Annotated in this window: 16 protein-coding genes, 1 rRNA gene and 1 pseudogene; 10 read left to right on the plus strand and 8 right to left on the minus strand. The window is 72.6% G+C overall.

The features are described from left to right. Nucleotides 1-4: 4 nt before the first annotated feature. Nucleotides 5-121: ribosomal RNA gene (gene rrf, locus ETD83_RS12370) — 5S ribosomal RNA — on the plus strand. A 59-nt stretch (nt 122-180) separates the two neighbouring features. Here rrf and ETD83_RS12375 read toward each other — a convergent pair. Beyond that, nucleotides 181-675, minus strand: a complete 495-nt coding sequence (locus ETD83_RS12375) for a tetratricopeptide repeat protein (protein ID WP_138645243.1) — start codon at nt 673-675, stop codon at nt 181-183. 306 nt (nt 676-981) lie between these two features. Beyond that, complete coding sequence (locus tag ETD83_RS12380; RefSeq protein WP_171064161.1) at nt 982-2,217, minus strand: MFS transporter; 1,236 nt, start codon at nt 2,215-2,217, stop codon at nt 982-984. 64 nt (nt 2,218-2,281) lie between these two features. Between ETD83_RS12380 and ETD83_RS12385 the strand changes: the two genes are divergently transcribed. Continuing rightward, on the plus strand, nt 2,282-2,875 hold the full coding sequence (locus tag ETD83_RS12385; protein ID WP_138645245.1) for a TetR/AcrR family transcriptional regulator: 594 nt from the start codon (nt 2,282-2,284) through the stop codon (nt 2,873-2,875). A gap of 107 nt (nt 2,876-2,982) precedes the next feature. Continuing rightward, the gene (locus ETD83_RS44365) at nt 2,983-3,414 is read left to right on the plus strand and encodes a GNAT family N-acetyltransferase (protein ID WP_268920446.1); all 432 of its coding nucleotides are present in this window, start codon (nt 2,983-2,985) and stop codon (nt 3,412-3,414) included. Here the strand turns inward: ETD83_RS44365 and ETD83_RS44370 are convergent. Both ETD83_RS44370 and ETD83_RS45935 read right to left on the minus strand, forming a co-directional pair. Continuing rightward, nucleotides 3,411-3,554, minus strand: a complete 144-nt coding sequence (locus tag ETD83_RS44370) for a hypothetical protein (protein ID WP_230420849.1) — start codon at nt 3,552-3,554, stop codon at nt 3,411-3,413. The genes ETD83_RS44365 and ETD83_RS44370 overlap by 4 nt on opposite strands. A gap of 39 nt (nt 3,555-3,593) precedes the next feature. Next, nucleotides 3,594-3,818 (minus strand): annotated as a pseudogene (locus ETD83_RS45935) (phosphotransferase); the annotation flags it as partial. Nucleotides 3,819-4,075: 257 nt separating this feature from the next. Here ETD83_RS45935 and murA point away from each other — a divergent pair. Beyond that, nucleotides 4,076-5,377, plus strand: a complete 1,302-nt coding sequence (gene murA, locus ETD83_RS12400; protein WP_138645247.1) for a UDP-N-acetylglucosamine 1-carboxyvinyltransferase — start codon at nt 4,076-4,078, stop codon at nt 5,375-5,377. Here the strand turns inward: murA and ETD83_RS42425 are convergent. Next, nucleotides 5,374-5,946 carry a hypothetical protein gene (locus tag ETD83_RS42425; protein WP_171064162.1) on the minus strand — a complete coding sequence of 191 codons (573 nt, stop codon included), beginning with the start codon at nt 5,944-5,946 and terminating at the stop codon, nt 5,374-5,376. The genes murA and ETD83_RS42425 overlap by 4 nt on opposite strands. 193 nt (nt 5,947-6,139) lie before the next feature. Here ETD83_RS42425 and ETD83_RS12410 point away from each other — a divergent pair, with 193 nt between their 5' ends. The 5 genes from ETD83_RS12410 to ETD83_RS12430 all read left to right on the plus strand — a co-directional run bounded on the left by ETD83_RS12410 (nt 6,140) and on the right by ETD83_RS12430 (nt 13,086). Next, nucleotides 6,140-7,018 carry a prenyltransferase/squalene oxidase repeat-containing protein gene (locus tag ETD83_RS12410; protein WP_138645248.1) on the plus strand — a complete coding sequence of 293 codons (879 nt, stop codon included), beginning with the start codon at nt 6,140-6,142 and terminating at the stop codon, nt 7,016-7,018. 24 nt (nt 7,019-7,042) lie between these two features. Beyond that, nucleotides 7,043-7,780, plus strand: a complete 738-nt coding sequence (locus ETD83_RS12415; RefSeq protein ID WP_230420850.1) for a GntR family transcriptional regulator — start codon at nt 7,043-7,045, stop codon at nt 7,778-7,780. A gap of 101 nt (nt 7,781-7,881) precedes the next feature. Further along, nucleotides 7,882-9,480 carry a long-chain-fatty-acid--CoA ligase gene (locus ETD83_RS12420; RefSeq protein ID WP_138645249.1) on the plus strand — a complete coding sequence of 533 codons (1,599 nt, stop codon included), beginning with the start codon at nt 7,882-7,884 and terminating at the stop codon, nt 9,478-9,480. 70 nt (nt 9,481-9,550) lie between these two features. Continuing rightward, the gene (locus tag ETD83_RS12425) at nt 9,551-11,122 is read left to right on the plus strand and encodes an FAD-dependent monooxygenase (RefSeq protein ID WP_138645250.1); all 1,572 of its coding nucleotides are present in this window, start codon (nt 9,551-9,553) and stop codon (nt 11,120-11,122) included. Next, nucleotides 11,119-13,086, plus strand: a complete 1,968-nt coding sequence (locus tag ETD83_RS12430) for an aconitate hydratase (RefSeq protein ID WP_230420851.1) — start codon at nt 11,119-11,121, stop codon at nt 13,084-13,086. Before ETD83_RS12425 ends, ETD83_RS12430 begins: the two co-directional genes overlap by 4 nt. Here ETD83_RS12430 and ETD83_RS12435 read toward each other — a convergent pair. Together ETD83_RS12435 and ETD83_RS12440 are read right to left on the minus strand one after the other, a co-directional pair. After that, the gene (locus ETD83_RS12435; protein ID WP_138645251.1) at nt 13,080-13,487 is read right to left on the minus strand and encodes a DUF2795 domain-containing protein; all 408 of its coding nucleotides are present in this window, start codon (nt 13,485-13,487) and stop codon (nt 13,080-13,082) included. The genes ETD83_RS12430 and ETD83_RS12435 overlap by 7 nt on opposite strands. 70 nt (nt 13,488-13,557) lie before the next feature. Then, complete coding sequence (locus tag ETD83_RS12440; protein WP_230420852.1) at nt 13,558-14,946, minus strand: cytochrome P450; 1,389 nt, start codon at nt 14,944-14,946, stop codon at nt 13,558-13,560. A gap of 142 nt (nt 14,947-15,088) precedes the next feature. On the opposite strand from ETD83_RS12440, the gene ETD83_RS12445 reads away from it, so the two are divergent. Continuing rightward, nucleotides 15,089-15,277, plus strand: a complete 189-nt coding sequence (locus ETD83_RS12445; RefSeq protein WP_138645253.1) for a DUF5302 domain-containing protein — start codon at nt 15,089-15,091, stop codon at nt 15,275-15,277. Nucleotides 15,278-15,367: 90 nt separating this feature from the next. Here ETD83_RS12445 and ETD83_RS12450 read toward each other — a convergent pair whose 3' ends face one another. Then, nucleotides 15,368-16,006 carry a pyridoxamine 5'-phosphate oxidase family protein gene (locus ETD83_RS12450; RefSeq protein WP_138645254.1) on the minus strand — a complete coding sequence of 213 codons (639 nt, stop codon included), beginning with the start codon at nt 16,004-16,006 and terminating at the stop codon, nt 15,368-15,370. Between the last annotated feature and the right edge of the window lie 169 nt (nt 16,007-16,175).

Raw genomic sequence — 16,175 nt, forward strand, 5'->3', positions numbered from 1 at the left:
GGCGTTCGGTGGTTTTGGCGAAGGGGAAACACCCGGTCCCATCCCGAACCCGGAAGTTAAGCTCTTCAGCGCCGATGGTACTGCATGGGAGACTGTGTGGGAGAGTAGGACACCGCCGGACACATATCACACAGAAAGGCCCCGCCGACACGGCGGGGCCTTTCTTATTTCTGTGGTAGGTCAGTCTTTCAGAAGTGCTTTCGCGTAGTTGGAAAGCGAACGGTTGTATCGCGGAAGGTGGCGTGACAGCGCTCCGAGGGCGAGCGAGGCCGCCTCTCGGTCTCGTCCGAGGTCGGTGAGCGCGAGGGCCAGGAATGCGGTTACGGCGTCGTCGAGTTCGTCGGAGACCGCGTCGCGTTCCGCGGTGAGCAGTTCGACACTTTCCTTGGCCTGGCCGAGGTTGCGAAGGGTGCTGGCGAACTGGATCGTCGCCTGGCGCCGTCGCGACCCCGTGAGGCCGGCGGCGAACGCCTCCCGGTAATGCGTCGCGGCCTCGGCCTCGTTGCCGATCGAGTCGTGCGCCGACGCCAGTTCGTAATGGGCCACGGCGTCGTCGGCCGGACGTTCGTCGGTGAGTTCCTTGACCTTTGCGAGGAAGTCCTCAGGCTCGTGGTCGTCGAAGCTGGCCCACAGGTCGGCGATGCGCTGTTCCCAGTCCGGCCCCGTGTTGATCATTTATCCAGGATAGGGCGGACGTGACGAGGTCCTGCCATCCTCCCGGTCACCGTGAGTCGGCGGGCTTCACAGCCGTGGTCGTAAGTCTCGATGGATGCCCGCTCGGCGTCCCCAGTGGGTGGCCTCTTCAAGCCTGTAGGCGTGTCGATGCCGCCGACCTGCAAGATCGTCGTTATGTGGGGGTGCGACGCATGTGCACCGTGTGATGGGGGATTATTGGACCGTTCGACTTGGGTCGAACCCACGGCCGCGCCGGTGCCAACCCACACACTTTGCACCGGCGCGGCCACGGTCATTTTGGAACGTTCAGATCGTTGTGCGTTGGGTCTCGGCTTCCGTCCGTCCGGGGACTGTGTCGGGTGCTGGCGCGGCGCGTCCGGCCAGGGCGAACAACGCCAGGGCGGCGATGGCGCAGGCGGCGGCCGCGACTGGGAGCGAACCCGAGCCGATGACGCCGAGCAGCCAGCCGCCGAGGCCCGCGCCCAGGGAGGCGCCGAGGTAGACGGCGCTGCTGACGAGTGCCAGCGCCTGGGGTCCCGCCTGGGCTCCGGCGAAGGCCAGGGCGCGCGCCTGGACCGGCGGCGGAACCGCCCACGCGGCGGCTGACCATACGACGAGGGGCAGGGCGACCAGCGCGACATGTGCCGGACGCAGCGTCCAGGACAGCGCCAGGCACGCCATAGCGGTGGTGAAGACGGTGACGGCGAGCGCGAATGTCCACGCTGGGCCGATGCGGTCGACCAGGGTGCCGCTGAGACGTGCCCCCGCGATGCCTGCGGCGCCGGCCAGTAGCAGGAGCCAGCCGAGCCCGGTTGAGTCCACGCCTGCCACGTCCGCGAGGAACGGGCCCAGGTAGGTCTGGAACAGCAGGTTGCCCAGGACCGCGACGACGGCGGCGAGCAGGACGAACAGCAACGTGGGGCGCGCGAGCGGGCGGAGCCGTTCCGCCAACCCGGCGGCGGGCGGGGGAGCGACGTCGGGCAGTGCGGCGAGCAGGAAGGCCAGGGCGGCGACGCCGAGGAGACCGTTCGCCACGAACGTCGCCTGCCAGCCGAAGGCCGCGCCGATCCACGTCCCGGCCGGTACACCGGCGACGACCGCACCGGTCAGCCCCGCCATCACGGTGGCGAGGTCGCGGCCCTGGCGTCCGGGCGGGGCGAGCGCGGCGGTCACCGCGAACACCGTCGGGAGGACGACGGCGGCGGCGAGCGCGGCGAGCACCCGCAGCGCCATCAGCGCCGGATACGACGTGGCGAGCGGGACGGCGAGGTTCGCGGCGCAGAAGAGCAGCATCCCGCCTGCGAGCAGGCGGCGCCGCGGCCAGGACGCGGTGGCCACCGCCGCGACGGGCGCGACGACGGCGCAGATGACGGAGAAGGCGGTCACGAGCTGCCCGGCGGCGGTCTCGGTGACCGAGAGGCCGCGCGCGATCGACGGGAGCACGCCCACGATCACGAAGTCGTCCGTCTGCAGGGTGAAGGCGGTCAGGGCCAGCGCGGCGAGCCGGAGCCCGCCGCCCGAGGGGCGTCGGAAGATGGGCATGGCCATTAAGGTAACACTTGTTTCCCTATAGGATGGACGTCCCCGGGACGAAGGAGACCCAGCCGTGGCCAGGCCGCGCGATCCGCATCGCCGCACCGAGATCCTCGACGCGGTCCTCGACCACCTCGCCGAGCACGGGATGTCCGGGCTGTCGATGCGTCCCATCGCCCAGGCGCTCGGGCAGAGCACGCGCGTCCTCACCCACCACTTCGCCGACAAGGACGACCTTCTCGCCGCATTGCTGCAACGACTGGACGACGTCCAGCACGAGCAGCTTCGCGCCACCGAGGGCTGGGACGACCTGGGGCGGGGCATCGGCGCCATCGTCCGCGACTCCTGGTATCGCCATCTCGCGCCCGAGAACGTCGCGCATACCCGGCTCGTCCGCGAGATCGAGGGGCTGGCGGCGGCCGGGCGGCTCGGCGACCGGGTCCCGAAGTTCCTGACGGACCGGGCCGAGTTCGTCGCCCGCGCGCTCGTCGCCCGCGGTCTCGACCCCGCGCAGGCCCGAGTCAAGGCCACCTACCTCAACGGCGCCTACTCCGGACTGCAGACCGACATCCTCACCACGGGCGACCGGGAACGCGTCGAAACCGCGCTCGACGAACTGTGCCTCCTGGCCGACTCCTGGACGGAGAACGCCGCCCGGACGGTCTAGCGTCGTCCGGTGCACGTGATCGACGCAGGGGCGTGCGGCATGCTGTGATCGTGCGACTCGTTGGGCTGCCGCCGTCTGTTCTCGCGGCGCTTTCGCGGGGCGACCTGGTGGGTGCCGGGTCTCTCCTCGGACATGAACTGCCCGGGTACTTCGCCGGTCCCGAGTTGAGGCATGTCTGGCGGCTGCGACTTGACCAATTGACGTCCGACCCCGCCAGCGCACCATGGAGCATCCACCTGGCGATGGCCGGGGCTGTGGCCGTCGGCCATGGCGGATTTCACGGACGGCCGGATGCTACTGGCACCGTGGAGGTCGGGTACTCCGTGGATCCCGCCTACCGGCGGCGCGGCCACGGCAAGGCGATACTCCGTGAACTGCTGCGCCGGGCCGGTGCCGAGCCAGGGGTCAGCAGAGTGCGGGCGACCATCGACCGTGGGAACCTCGCGTCGCTCGCCTCCATCGGCGGTCTCGGCTTCGTGCGGGTGGCCGAGCGAGGCCGCGAGCTTGTCTTCGAAGCCTCTTTGGACGATCTCGGCTAGGGGCAGAGGGGGAGGCGTTGGTCGGTCCAGGCGGTATGGCGTTCGCGGAGGTCTTCGGCGGTCAGGTCCGTTCGGCCCAGGTCGTGGTAGTTGGGCGGCCAGGTCTCGACCGCGTGGTGGGAGTTGGTGAGGGCGAACACGTCCCAGAGCGGGAGGTCGAGGATGGGTCGGCCTGCCGCGTTCTGGTAGGCGTTCGTGAACGTCTCGACTGTGCGCGGGCCGTGGAGCAGGACCAGGTCGAGGCGGCACCAGCCGACGTCGAAGCCGCGTGGTGCGCGGGAGGCGCCCGGCCAGTCGATGACGCCGGTGAGGGCTCCGTCGTCCCACAGGACGTTTCCTGACCAGAAGTCGTAGTGGGTGAGGACCTGCTCGGCCTCGGCGAGGCGGTGGCCGTGGGCCGTCAGCGTGTCGCCGCCGGGCGCGGTGGCAGACGGCGGACTACCCGCACGGGCTCACCGGCTGCACGTGCGGCCCATGTGAGCGCTTCGCCGGGAGGAGACGACTCGATCATTGGCCCATGATGCGCGCGATGGGGCGACGCCGCGAATTCGGGCGTTTGCCCAGGCGCCGCTGTGCTGGGGGAGGGCGAGCGGGGGGCGCTTTCGTCTTGGTTCGCTCCGAGTTTGCCGGGTGTCCGTCCAGGACGACGTAGGCTGCTCGGATGGCTGAGAAGTTGTGGCAGATCGAGCCGTCCGGGCCGCTGCGCGGGGACGTGACCGTGCGGGGCGCCAAGAACGCGGTCAGCAAGCACATGGTCGCGGCCATGCTGGCGGACGGTCCGAGCACGATCGGCAACGCGCCGGACGTCGGCGAGGTCGGCATCACGGCGGGGATGCTGGAGCACGTCGGGATGGCCGTGGAGCGGTCGGGCGGGGACGTCGTCGTCGTGCCGGGGCCGGTGTCGGACCCGAGCGTGGGGAAGGCGTTCACCGGGTTGAACCGCATCCCGATCCTGATGCTGGGGCCGCTGCTGCACCGGGCGGGCGAGTCGTTCGTGCCGCTGGTCGGGGGCGACCCGATCGGGCGGCGGCCGGTCGACTTCCACGTGGACGCGCTGCGGGCGTTCGGGGCCGAGGTGACGATCGAGTCCGACGGGATCCACGCGCGGGCGTCGCGGCTGGTGGGGACGCGGATCGAGCTGCCGTATCCGAGCGTCGGCGCCACGGAGACGGTGCTCCTGGCGGCCGTGCGGGCCGAAGGGAAGACCGTCATCCGGAACGCGGCGACCGAGCCCGAGATCATCGAGCTGGCGCTGTTCCTGCAGCGGATGGGGGCGCGGATCTCGTTCGCGCCCGACCGGCGGATCGTGGTCGAGGGCGTCGAGCGGCTGACCGGGGCGCAGACGCGCCTCGCGGGCGACCGGATCGAGGCGTTCTCCTACCTGGTGGCGGGCCTGGTCACCCGGGGCGAGGTGCGGGTGCACGGATGCCCGCAGGACCGGCTCGTCACGGCGATCACGACGCTGACCAGGATGGGCGCCGAGTTCGAGATCACGGACGAGTGGATCATGGCGTCGGCGCCGGACGGGCTGAGCCCCGCCGCCGTGCAGACCGACACCCATCCCGGTTTCGCGACGGACTGGCAGACGCCCCTCATGGTGCTGTTCACCCAGGCGGACGGCATGTCGGTGCTGCATGAGACCGTCTACGAGAACCGGCTGGCCTACGTTCCCGCGCTGCAGGGCATGGGCGCCGAGATCGAGGTCTACGACACCTGCCTGGGCGGTCCCGCCTGCCGCTACCACGACACGGCGGCGCTCCATTCGGCCGTGGTGCGCGGGGTCACCAAGCTCCGGGGCGGGGACGTGACCATGCCCGACATCCGGGCCGGGTTCTCGGCCGTGCTGGCCGCGGCGGTCGCGGAGGGCCCGTCCACGCTGCGGGGCGTGCACCACATCGAGCGCGGCTACCACCGGCCGGTGGAGCAGTTCCGGGCGCTGGGCCTCGCGCTGCGCGCAGGCTAGCCGTCAGCGCCGCCAGGCGGTGGCTGGTCGCCAGCCGGGGGCCGGACGGTCGCGGTTGGGTGCGGCCAGGTGAAGGTGAGCGCGCCGCCGATCGGGAGGTCGTGCCAGAGCGGGGCGAGCTCGTCCAGGCGGTTCAGGATCCGGTCGACGGTGGGGGCGTCCTCGGGCGGGAGCGTCCTGCCGTTGGCCCAGACGGGGGTGGCGGCGCCGGCGCGGCGGCGCCAGGCGACGTCGCATATGCCCGCGAAGTACTCGGACGTGGCCATGTCGCCGCGGTCGGCCTTGCCCAGCGACGCTTCGCGCTTCCTCAGCTTGCGCTGCGCCCGGGCCCGCTTGCGCGGGTCGCCCGGGGTCTCGGCCGTCTCGGTGAAGCCGCCACCGCCCGCCGCGGCGCGTCCGAAGACGCCGGACGAGAGGCCGAGCTCGGCCTCGGTCAGGTAGTGGACGAGGTCGTGCGGGATGTTCTCGTCGAAACCGGGCGCGGGGTCCATCCGGCGCGGATGCCCGCCGGGCAGGGTGATCACGGTCGCGTACCGGCGCTGACCTGTGCGTTCGAAGGCGACCTCCATGCCGCCAGGGTAGGCCGTGCCGTTCGTCCGGCGCATTCCGTTTTCCGGCCCGCCCGCCACGGTGGCCGATCATCTCCGGGGGGACGCCGACGCGCGGGCGGTGCTGCGTGATCCCCGTTCCGAGAGCCGTTCCTTACCTGGTGATGGCCGAAAGCTACAAGACGGACGGGGAGGCGGCGGTCACGCTGGAGTCATGGACCTGGACAAGGCATCCGACTTCATGGCCACGCACGCGCGCACGCTCGACCGCCGCCGGTTCGAGCTGCTGACGGGCGACGGCGACCGCGACGCGCTGCTGGCCGCCCTGAACGCCTACCGCAACCCGGACGGCGGCTACGGGCACGGCCTCGAACCCGATCTGCGGTCGCGGACGAGCCAGCCCGGCCCCGCCCTGCACGCGTTCGAGGTCTTCGCGGAACTCGCCCCGGACACGGCCCCGGAGGCGGTCGCGCTCTGCGACTGGCTGGAGTCGGTGACGCTCCCGGACGGCGGCGTGCCGTTCGGGCTGCACGTCCCCGATCCCGCGGGCTGCGCGCCGTTCTGGGCGGGTGCCGATCCGGAGACGTCCTCCCTGCAGATCACGGCTGTCGTGGCGGCGATGGCGCAGCGCGTCGCCGTCCATGACAAGGCCGTCGCCGAGCATCCGTGGCTCGACCGCGCCACCCGCTACTGCCTCGACAGCGTCCGGGCCAAGGAACGGGCCGAGGACGAGCTGCACGCGCTGGAGCTCGCGTTCGCGCTGTGGCTGGCCGACGCCGTCCGCGACACCGAGGTCATCGGCCTGCTCGGGAAGCACATCCCGGACAGCGGGCTCGTCCACGTCCAGGGCGGACTGGAGGACGAGATGATGCGGCCGCTCGACTTCGCCCCCTTCCCGGATCGGCTCGCCCGCGCGCTGTTCGCCCCGGAGGTCGTGGCCGCCGAGCTGCGGCGGCTGGTCGAGCGGCAGCAGGACGACGGCGGCTGGCGGGTCGACTTCGCGAGCTACTCGCCCGCCGCCGACTTGGAATGGCGCGGCTACGCCACCGTCGGCGCAGTGGCGATTCTGACAGGCGAATCCGGACCGTCCTGACCGGCGATCGGATATGCATGAAGGGTGATCGATCCCTCCGCGCCTTCGCCCAAGTACATGCAGCTCCGCGCCATCCTGCTCCACATGATCGAACAGGAGCGGCTGCCGGTGGACGCGCCCGTCCCGTCCGAGCGCGAGCTGTGCCGGCGGTTCGGGGTGTCGCGGATGACCGTCCGGCAGGCCGTCGACCTGCTCGTCGCCGAGGACCGGCTCCGCCGCATCCCCGGCAAGGGCATGTTCGTGGCCCGTCCCAAGGTGCAGATGCCGAAGGAGCTGGTGTCGTTCACCGAGGACATGCGCGCCCGCGGGATGGAGCCGGCGTCCCGCGACCTCGAGACCCGGACGATCGCGGCGGACGCGCGCCTGGCCGGGTACTTCGGCGCCTCCCCGGGGATCGCCGTGCACGTCCTGGAGCGGCTGCGGCTGGCCGACGGGGAGCCGATGGCGGTGGAGCGCGCGCACATCCCGGCGTCCCTCGCGCCCGACCTGTTCGAGCGCCGCGCGCCGGAGTCGTCGCTGTTCGCGGTGCTGGAGAGCGAGTTCGGGATCTTCATGGACGCGGGGGAGCAGACCATCGAGGCGGGCCCCGCGGACGCCCGCCAGGCCGGGCTGCTCGGCATCAGGCCGGGCGAGACCGTGTTCCTCCTACGGCAGCGGACGTTCAGCCGCGGGACCTGCGCCGAGGTCGCCTTCGCCACGTACCGGGCCGACCGGTACCGCATCCACCTCGGCCTGGAGACCTCGCGCCACGCCGCGCCCTAGCCGGACGCTCGCCGGCGTCCGCGTGCCATCCTTGGGACGCAGGTCACATCCCATGCCGAGGGTGCCGCTGCAGGCCTCGGCCGACGGCTGTGGAGGCTCCCATGAACAACGGTCCGGGCTTTACGGGGCTCACTCCGCTCGCGTTCCTGAACCGGTCCGCGGAGGTGTTTCCCGGCAAGACGGCCTACGCGTACGGGGACCGCCGCGCCACGTACGCGGAGTTCGCCGCCGAGACGACCCGGCTCGCGAACGCGCTGCGCGCCTCGGGCATCGGGCCGGGGGACCGCGTCGCGTACCTGGCGCCGAACGTGCCGGAGCTGCTGGTCGCGCACTTCGCCGTGCCGCTCGCCGGGGCCGTCCTCGTCGCGATCAACACCCGGCTGGCCCCGGACGAGATCCGCTATATCCTCGGCCATTCCGGAGCGAAGGCGCTGGTCGTGGACGCGGGCCTGCATCCGTCCGTGGCGCCGCTCGCGGGCGGGCTGCCCGAGGTCGTCACGGTCCCGGCGGCGGGCGCGGAACCCGACCCGGCGGTCGGCGGCGTCACCTATGAGGAGCTGCTGGCGCGCGGTTCGGACGATCCGCTGCCCTGGGACGTCGACTACGAGAACGCCGCCATCTCGATCAACTACACGTCCGGGACCACGGGACGCCCCAAGGGCGTCGTCTACACGCACCGGGGCGCGTACCTGAACGCGCTCGGCGAGGTGGTGCACTCGCGGCACACGCCCGCCAGCGTCTACCTGTGGACGCTGCCGATGTTCCACTGCAACGGCTGGTGCACGCCGTGGGCGCTCGCTGCCATCGGCGGGACGCAGGTGTGCCTGCGCGCCGTCGTCGCCGGGGAGGTGTGGCGGCTCATCGACGCCGAGGGCGTCACGCATCTCAACGGCGCGCCGACCGTCCTGGTGACGATCGCGAACGCGCCGGAGGCGCACCCGCTGGAGCGGCCGCTGACCGTGACGACGGCGGGTGCCCCGCCCAGCCCGACGATCATCGCGCAGATGGAGGGGCTCGGCGCGGACATCGTGCACGTGTACGGGCTGACCGAGACCTACGGGCCGTACTCGGTGTGCGAGCCGCAGCCCGGCTGGCCGGGGCTGGCCGCGGCCGACCGGGCCCGGCTGCTGGCCCGGCAGGGCGTCGGCATGATCCAGACCGACGGCCTCCGCGTCGTCGACGACGACATGGCCGACGTCCCGGCGGACGGCGCGACGCTCGGCGAGATCGTCATGCGCGGCAACAACGTCATGAAGGGCTACCACGAGGACGCGGAGGCCACCGCGAACGCGTTCCGCGGCGGCTGGTTCCACTCCGGCGACCTCGGCGTCCGCCACCCGGACGGCTACGTCGAGCTGCGCGACCGGTCCAAGGACATCATCATCTCCGGCGGCGAGAACATCTCCACGGTCGAGGTCGAGCGTGCGATCGACTCGCACCCCGCGGTCCTGGAGGTCGCCGTCGTCGCGGTTCCGGACGACAAGTGGGGCGAGCGTCCGAAGGCGTTCGTGGTCCTCCGCGACGGGCACGCCGCGACCGGGGCCGAGCTGATCGACCACGTCCGGACGGGTCTCGCGCGCTTCAAGGCGCCCGACGCGGTGGAGTTCGTGGCCGAGCTGCCGAAGACGTCCACCGGCAAGATCCAGAAGTTCCAGCTCCGCGAGAGGGAATGGGCGGGACGCGAGCGCCGGATCCGGTGAGGAGCGGCGGTTCGTGGGAAGTCCCCTGAGCGAGGGATCGTGCCCGCCGTCGAGCCGAGAGGGGAGCGGGATGTCGCCCACCGGCGAGCAGACTGGGAACGTGCTGATCGTGGGGGCGGGCCCCACCGGGCTGCTGCTGGCCGGCGACCTCGCCGCCGCCGGGATCGGCTGCACCGTGCTGGAACGGCGCGAAGCGGAGACGAGCAACCTGACGCGGGCGTTCGCCGTGCACGCGCGGACGCTGGAGATGCTGGACGCGCGCGGCGTCGCGGACGACCTCGTCGCCGCGGGCGAGCGCGTCGGCGCGGTGCGGCTGCTGGGGGCGACCAGCCTCGACCTGTCGCGGCTCCCGGGCCGCTTCCCGTTTTTGCTGGTCACACCGCAGTACGAGACGGAACGCGTCCTGCGGGAACGGGCCCTCGCCGCGGGCGCGGAGATCGTGTACGGGGCCGAGGCCGTCGGGCTCCGCCAGGACGCGGCGGGCGTCGACGTCGACGTGCGGGCCTCCGGCGGCGCGGCGGGGACGCACCGCGCGTCCTACGTCGTCGGGACCGACGGCGTCCGCAGCACCGTCCGGCGCGAGCTCGGGCTGCCGTTCCCCGGCCACGCGGCCGTCCGGTCGGTGATGCTCGCCGACGTCCGGCTGCGGGACGCGCCGGGCGACGTGCTGACCGCCGCCTCGACCGGCGACGCGTTCGTGTTCCTGGCGCCGTTCGGGGACGGCTGGTACCGGGTGATCGCGTGGAACCGCCGCCACCAGGCGCCCGACTCCGAGCCCGTCGACATGGACGAGCTGCGCGAGGTGACGCGCCGCGCGCTCGGCACCGACCACGGGATGCACGACCCGCGCTGGACGTCCCGGTTCCACAGCGACGAGCGGCAGGTGCCGAAGTACCGGGTCGGCCGCGTGTTCCTCGCGGGCGACGCCGCGCACGTCCACTCCCCGGCGGGCGGGCAGGGCATGAACACCGGGATCCAGGACGCCGCGAACCTCGGCTGGAAACTCGCCGCGGAACTGTCGGGCTGGGCGCCGTCGTGGCTGCTCGACAGCTACCACGAGGAGCGGCACCCGGTCGGGCGGCTCGTCCTGCGCGGCAGCGGCGCGATCCTGCGGGGCGCTCTCGCCGAACCGCCGTGGCTGCGCAAGGCGCGGACCGCGGGCGTGTGGGCGGCGACCCACGTCCGGCCGGTCGCGCGGCGGCTCGCGGGCGCGGTCTCCGGCATCGACATCGCCTACCCGGCGCCGCGCGGCTCCCACCGCCTCACCGGACGGCGCGCACCGGACGTCCCGCTGGCGGGCGGCCCCGGCCGGCTGTACGGGCTGCTCGGCGACGGGCTGTTCGTGCTGGTCGTCGCGGCGAACGACCCGGCGGTCACCTACCTGGCGGCCAAGCGGTGGGCCGGGCGCGTGCACTGCGCGCTGGCGGGCAGGGCGACCCGGACGACGGCGCTGGTCCGCCCGGACGGCTACATCGCCTGGGCGACGGACGAGACCGCGCCCGACCGGCGGGCCGCCGCGATCCGCGACGCCCTCAGCCAATGGTGCGGCAGGCCCTCCACCAGGGACGTCCACGAGCCGCACCCGGTCGAGAGCGTCCCCGGTGACGACCGGACCCCGAAGGAACGGGGGACCCAGCCGTGAGCGCCGGGGCAGCGGAAGGCGGGGGCCGCGGTGTCGCCCGCAAGCTGATCGCCTCGCACCTGGTCAGCGGCGAGATGACGCCCGGCGCCGAGATCGGGATCCGCGTCGACCAGACCCTCACCCAGGACGCGACCGGCACGATGGTCATGCTGGAGCTGGAGGCCCTCGACCTCGACCGCGTCCGGACGGACGTGTCCGTCCAGTACGTCGACCACAACCTGCTGCAGGCCGACGAGCGCAACATGGCCGACCACATCTTCCTGCGGTCCGCGTGCCGCCGGTACGGGCTGTGGTACTCCAGGCCGGGCAACGGCGTGTCGCATCCGACGCACATGCAGCGGTTCGGCGTGCCCGGCGCAAGCATGGCCGGGTCCGACTCCCACACCTGCGCGGCCGGGTCGCTCGGCATGCTCGCGGTCGGCGTCGGCGGGCTGGAGACCGCGATGGCGATGGCCGGGGAGCCGCTGTACGTGACGATGCCGGAGATCTGGGGCGTCCGGCTGACCGGAGAGCTCCCGCCCTGGCTGAGCGCCAAGGACGTGATCCTGGAGATGCTGCGGCGCCACGGCGTGCGCGGCGGCGTCAACCGGATCATCGAATACCACGGCCCCGGGCTCGCGTCGCTGACCGCCATGGACCGGCACGTCATCGCGAACATGGGCGCCGAGCTGGGCGCGACGACGACGGTGTTCCCGTCCGACGATCGGGTGCTGGAGTTCCTGCGCGGCGAGGGACGCGAGGACGACTTCACCGAGATCGTCGCCGACCCGGACGCGTCCTACGACGTCACCGAGGAGATCGACCTGCCGTCCCTGGAGCCGCTGATCGCCCGGCCCGGCTCGCCCGGCGACGTCGTCCCGGTGCGGGACGCGGCGGGCGAGGACGTCCACCAGGTGGTCGTCGGGTCGTCGGCGAACCCCGGGCTGCGCGACTTCGCGGCCGTCGCGGCGATCGTCAAGGGCCGCCAGGTGCACCCGGCGGTGTCGCTGGACGTCAACCCGACGTCCCGGCAGATCCTCCTCGACCTGACCCGGATGGGCGCGGCGGCCGACCTGCTCCAGGCGGGCGCCCGCATCCACCAGGCGGGATGCCTCGGCTGCATCGGCATGGGGCAGGCCCCGGCCATCGGACGCAACAGCCTGCGGACGTTCCCGCGCAACTTCCCCGGACGGTCCGGCACGAGCGACGACCTCGTCTGGCTCTGCTCACCGGAGACCGCCGCCGCGGCGGCGCTCACCGGCCGCATCACCGACCCGCGCGACCTGGACATGGAGCCGCCCGCCGTCCGGCCGCCGCGCAGGTCCAGCGTCAACCGGCAGATGCTCGAGGCGCCGCCGCCCGCGGACGAGGCGCGCGGCGTCGCGCTGGAGAAGGCGCCGAGCATCGGCGTCCTGCCGGGGCTGGACCCGCTGCCGGACGAGCTGGAGATCCCCGTTGTCATCAAGGTCGGCGACGACGTCTCGACCGACGAGATCCTCCAGGCGGGCGCCCGTGCCCTGCCGTTCCGCAGCGACATCGCCCGGCTTGCGGACTTCGCCTTCACCCGGCTCGACGAGGGCTACCCGGAGCGGGCGCGGGCGGCCGGGACCCACGCCGTCGTCGGCGGCCGCAACTACGGCCAGGGGTCCTCGCGCGAGCACGCCGCGATCGCGCCCCGCCACCTCGGGCTCCGGCTCGTCCTCGCCCGCGGGTACGCGCGCATCCACTGGCAGAACCTCGTCAACTTCGGGATCCTGCCGCTCGAATTCGCCGACGAGGCCGACTACGACCGTGTCGCGCAGGGGGACGTGCTGCGCGTCGAGCACGTCCGCGAGGGGCTCAGGGCCGGGACCGTCATCGAGGTCCGCAACACGACCAGGGGCGAGACGTACCGGGCGCGCCACCGCCTGTCGCCGCGCCAGCGGGACCTCGTCGCCGCCGGCGGCCAGATCCCCCTCCTGCGCGAACGCTCAGCCGGTCAGTAGCGCCGCTCTTCGCGGCCGTAGCCGAGTTCCTCGGCCACGTCGGCGACGTTCTCGTACTCCCGCTTGGGCAGGGTCCGCAGCTCCTCGACCGCCGCGTCGGGCGCGCCGCCCTCGGCCGCGTGCCGGACCAGCTCGTTCGGCCGCGCCGGGTACCGGACGCCGCTGAGCAGCCGGGCGAGCGCGCTGCGGCCCTCGACGTCCCCCGCGCTCATCCCGGGCGGGGAGCCCTCACGCTCACCGGCGGACGTCGCGGTCGGGTCCGCGGGGTGGTCGTCAGAGAACGGCTCGGTCTCCTTGAACTCCTCGGCGTGCGTGGAGTGACCGCCGCTGACCATGCCGTGCGTCTCCCGGCCGATCTCCTCGTCCAGCTTCGGGCCGTGCTTGTCGCTCTTGTCTGGCATCCTTCGACCTCCCTGCGCGAGAACGTTCCCGGGCGGGCGTGCCCAAACATGCGGCGGGGAGCGGCCGTCGCTACAGGCGCATCATCCGCAGGACGCGGCGCGCCAGCGAGTTCGGCTCGTCCTCGGGCGGCGCCTCCCGTTCCGGCTCCTCGTCCGCCGGGGCGGGCCGCGCGGGCGGCTCGGGCGGGCCGGCGGCCAGCTCGAAGGTGACCGGAAGCGACCGCAGGCCCCGCATGAGCGGGGACGAGCGCCACGGAAGCTGGTCGGCGGGCAGCGCGAGCCGCAGCGCGGAGAACCGCTCGAACAGCCGCTCCACCGCGATCGTCGTGACCGTGGTGGCGAGGTCGCGGCCGAGGCAGGCGTGCGGGCCCGCGCCCCACGCCAGGTGCGCGCGGGAGCTGTAGATCGAGTCGGGCGCGGACGTCCGGGTGAACGCCGGGTCCAGGTGGGCGGCGGCGGGCGACACCAGGACCGGGTCGCCGGCCGCGATCTGGAACCGGCCGACGCGGACGTCCGCCTTCGCCCACCGGAACGCCAGGTTGGCCATCGGCGGGTTGGCGGCCGTGGCCCGGTTGATCGCCTCCTGGATCATCCCCGCCGACAGGCTGTCGCGCGCGCCGGTCTCGCCGATGAGGACCTCGGTGATGGTGTTGCAGATCAGCGTCCCGGTGACGTCGCCGACCAGCCCCGTCATCATCGCCATCTCGCGGGTCAGCTCGTCCGCGGTCAGGTCGGGCGCGGCGGCCAGCATGTACGAGGGGAGGTCCGCGCCCGGCTTGTCCACCCGGGCCGCGCAGACGCCCGCGACGCGGGCGGTCAGCCGGTCGGACGCCTCCTGCGCGTCCGGGCCCGCGTCCATCACCCGCCACAGGTCGATGATCAGCTCGTCGTCGCCGTCCGCGCCGTCGCCGAGGAGCCGTCCGATGACCATCAGCGGCAGCGGCCGCGCGTACTGCGCCGACAGGTCGGCCCAGCCGGTGCGGCCGCTGCTCTCCGCCAGCACGGTGATCAGCTCGTCGGCGTACTGCCGGACGGCCCGTTCGAGGGCCTTCGCCTCGGTCCTGGAGCGGTCCTGGAACGGCCGCAGCCCCTCGCTCCAGGCGGCGCGGAGCCGGGTGGAGTCGGCGCCGTCGCGGAACCCCGAGTTGCCGGACTCGACCACCGGCAGCATCGGCCAGTCCGCGGGGACCGCGCCCTCCCGGTACGCGCGCCACGCGTCGACGCGCCTGCTCCAGATCCCGCGCGTGTCGCGCAGGATGTCGAGCGTCTGCGAGTAGCCGATGACGAGCCACGCCGGCACGCCGAGCACGTCCACCGGCGCTACCGGCCCGTACTCCGCGCGGAGCCGCTCGTAGAAGACCGCGGGACGGGACTCGTAGTCGCGGTTCAGCAGCGGCTGGACGGCGAGCGCCTCCAGCGGCGGGTGCCCGGGCTCGGCCCGCGGCTTCTGCGAATCCACGGGTACGAACCCTAGGAGAGATCGTTCTCGGCTGGTCGGTTTATGGCGGAATCTCCCGAGATGATCTTCTCGGCGTGTACGGATGGCCACGTTCCGCTGGGTATGTGAGGCTAGGAGTGCCCCTACAGAGCTGGAGGTCCGCATGACCGACTCGTCAGGAGAACCAGAAGACGGAGAGGACGACGTGAAGCGCAGGTTCCGGGAGGCCCTGGAACGCAAGCGCGGAGCGGCGGGCAAGAACACCGGCGGCGCCGGAAGGGGCGGCTCGAAGGTGCGCGGCAAGCACGACCGTGCCGACCACCAGCGGCAGTTCCGCCGCAAGAGCGGCTGACCGGGGAACCGGGAGGCCGCCCGACCTGGCCCCCGCGCGGGTTGGCGCGGGGGTCGACCCTTCCCCGTCCGCCGTGCGGGGCGAGGCGGGTCAATTGTCGTACAGCTTCTTCGTGTAGTTCGCCTCGGAGTAGTACCGCTCGAGCTCCTCGACGGTCTCGTCCGTGCGCTGGACGTCCTTGACGATGCGGGCGTGGGACGGCAGCGCGTCCGGCTCCCAGGTCTCCGGCTTCCACAGCTTCGACCGCATCAGCGCCTTCGCGCAGTGGAAGAAGATCTGCTCGATCTCCACGACCAGGGCGAGCGCCGGGCGGTGCCCCTTGACGACCATCTCGTCGAAGAACGGGGCGTCCCGGACGAGCACGGCCCGGCCGTTGATCCGCAGCGTCTCGCCGCGTCCCGGGATGAGGAAGATCAGCCCGACGTGCGGGTTGCTCAGGACGTTCAGGAAGCCGTCGGCGCGCCGGTTGCCGGGACGGTCCGGCACGGCGATCGTCGTGCCGTCGATGACATGGACGAACCCGGGCGGGTCGCCCTTCGGGGAGACGTCGCAGTTCCCGTCGGCGTCGCTCGTCGCGATCAGGCAGAACGGGGACCGGGCGAGCCAGTCGAGGTCGCGCTCGTGCAGCGCGACGCGCTCCTTCTCGACCGCCCGCCGCATCGGCGCGCCGAGCAGCCCGCGCAGCTCCTCCGCGGACGTGATCGCAGTGAACTCGGAGGCGACCGTCATCGCCGCTCCTTCCGCCGGGGAAATCGGGCAATCAGCCTAACTTTCCCGCCGCACGCGTCGGCCGCCGGGCCCGCCACGACGAAATGACGGCAGTTGGGCGATCGGCGGTTATTCAAGCGATATGGAGCAAAAGATTCATGAATCTTGACAGCTTTCTCGCCCTTTTCAT

The organism is Actinomadura soli (genome assembly GCF_005889715.1).
Lineage (GTDB): Bacteria > Actinomycetota > Actinomycetes > Streptosporangiales > Streptosporangiaceae > Spirillospora > Spirillospora soli.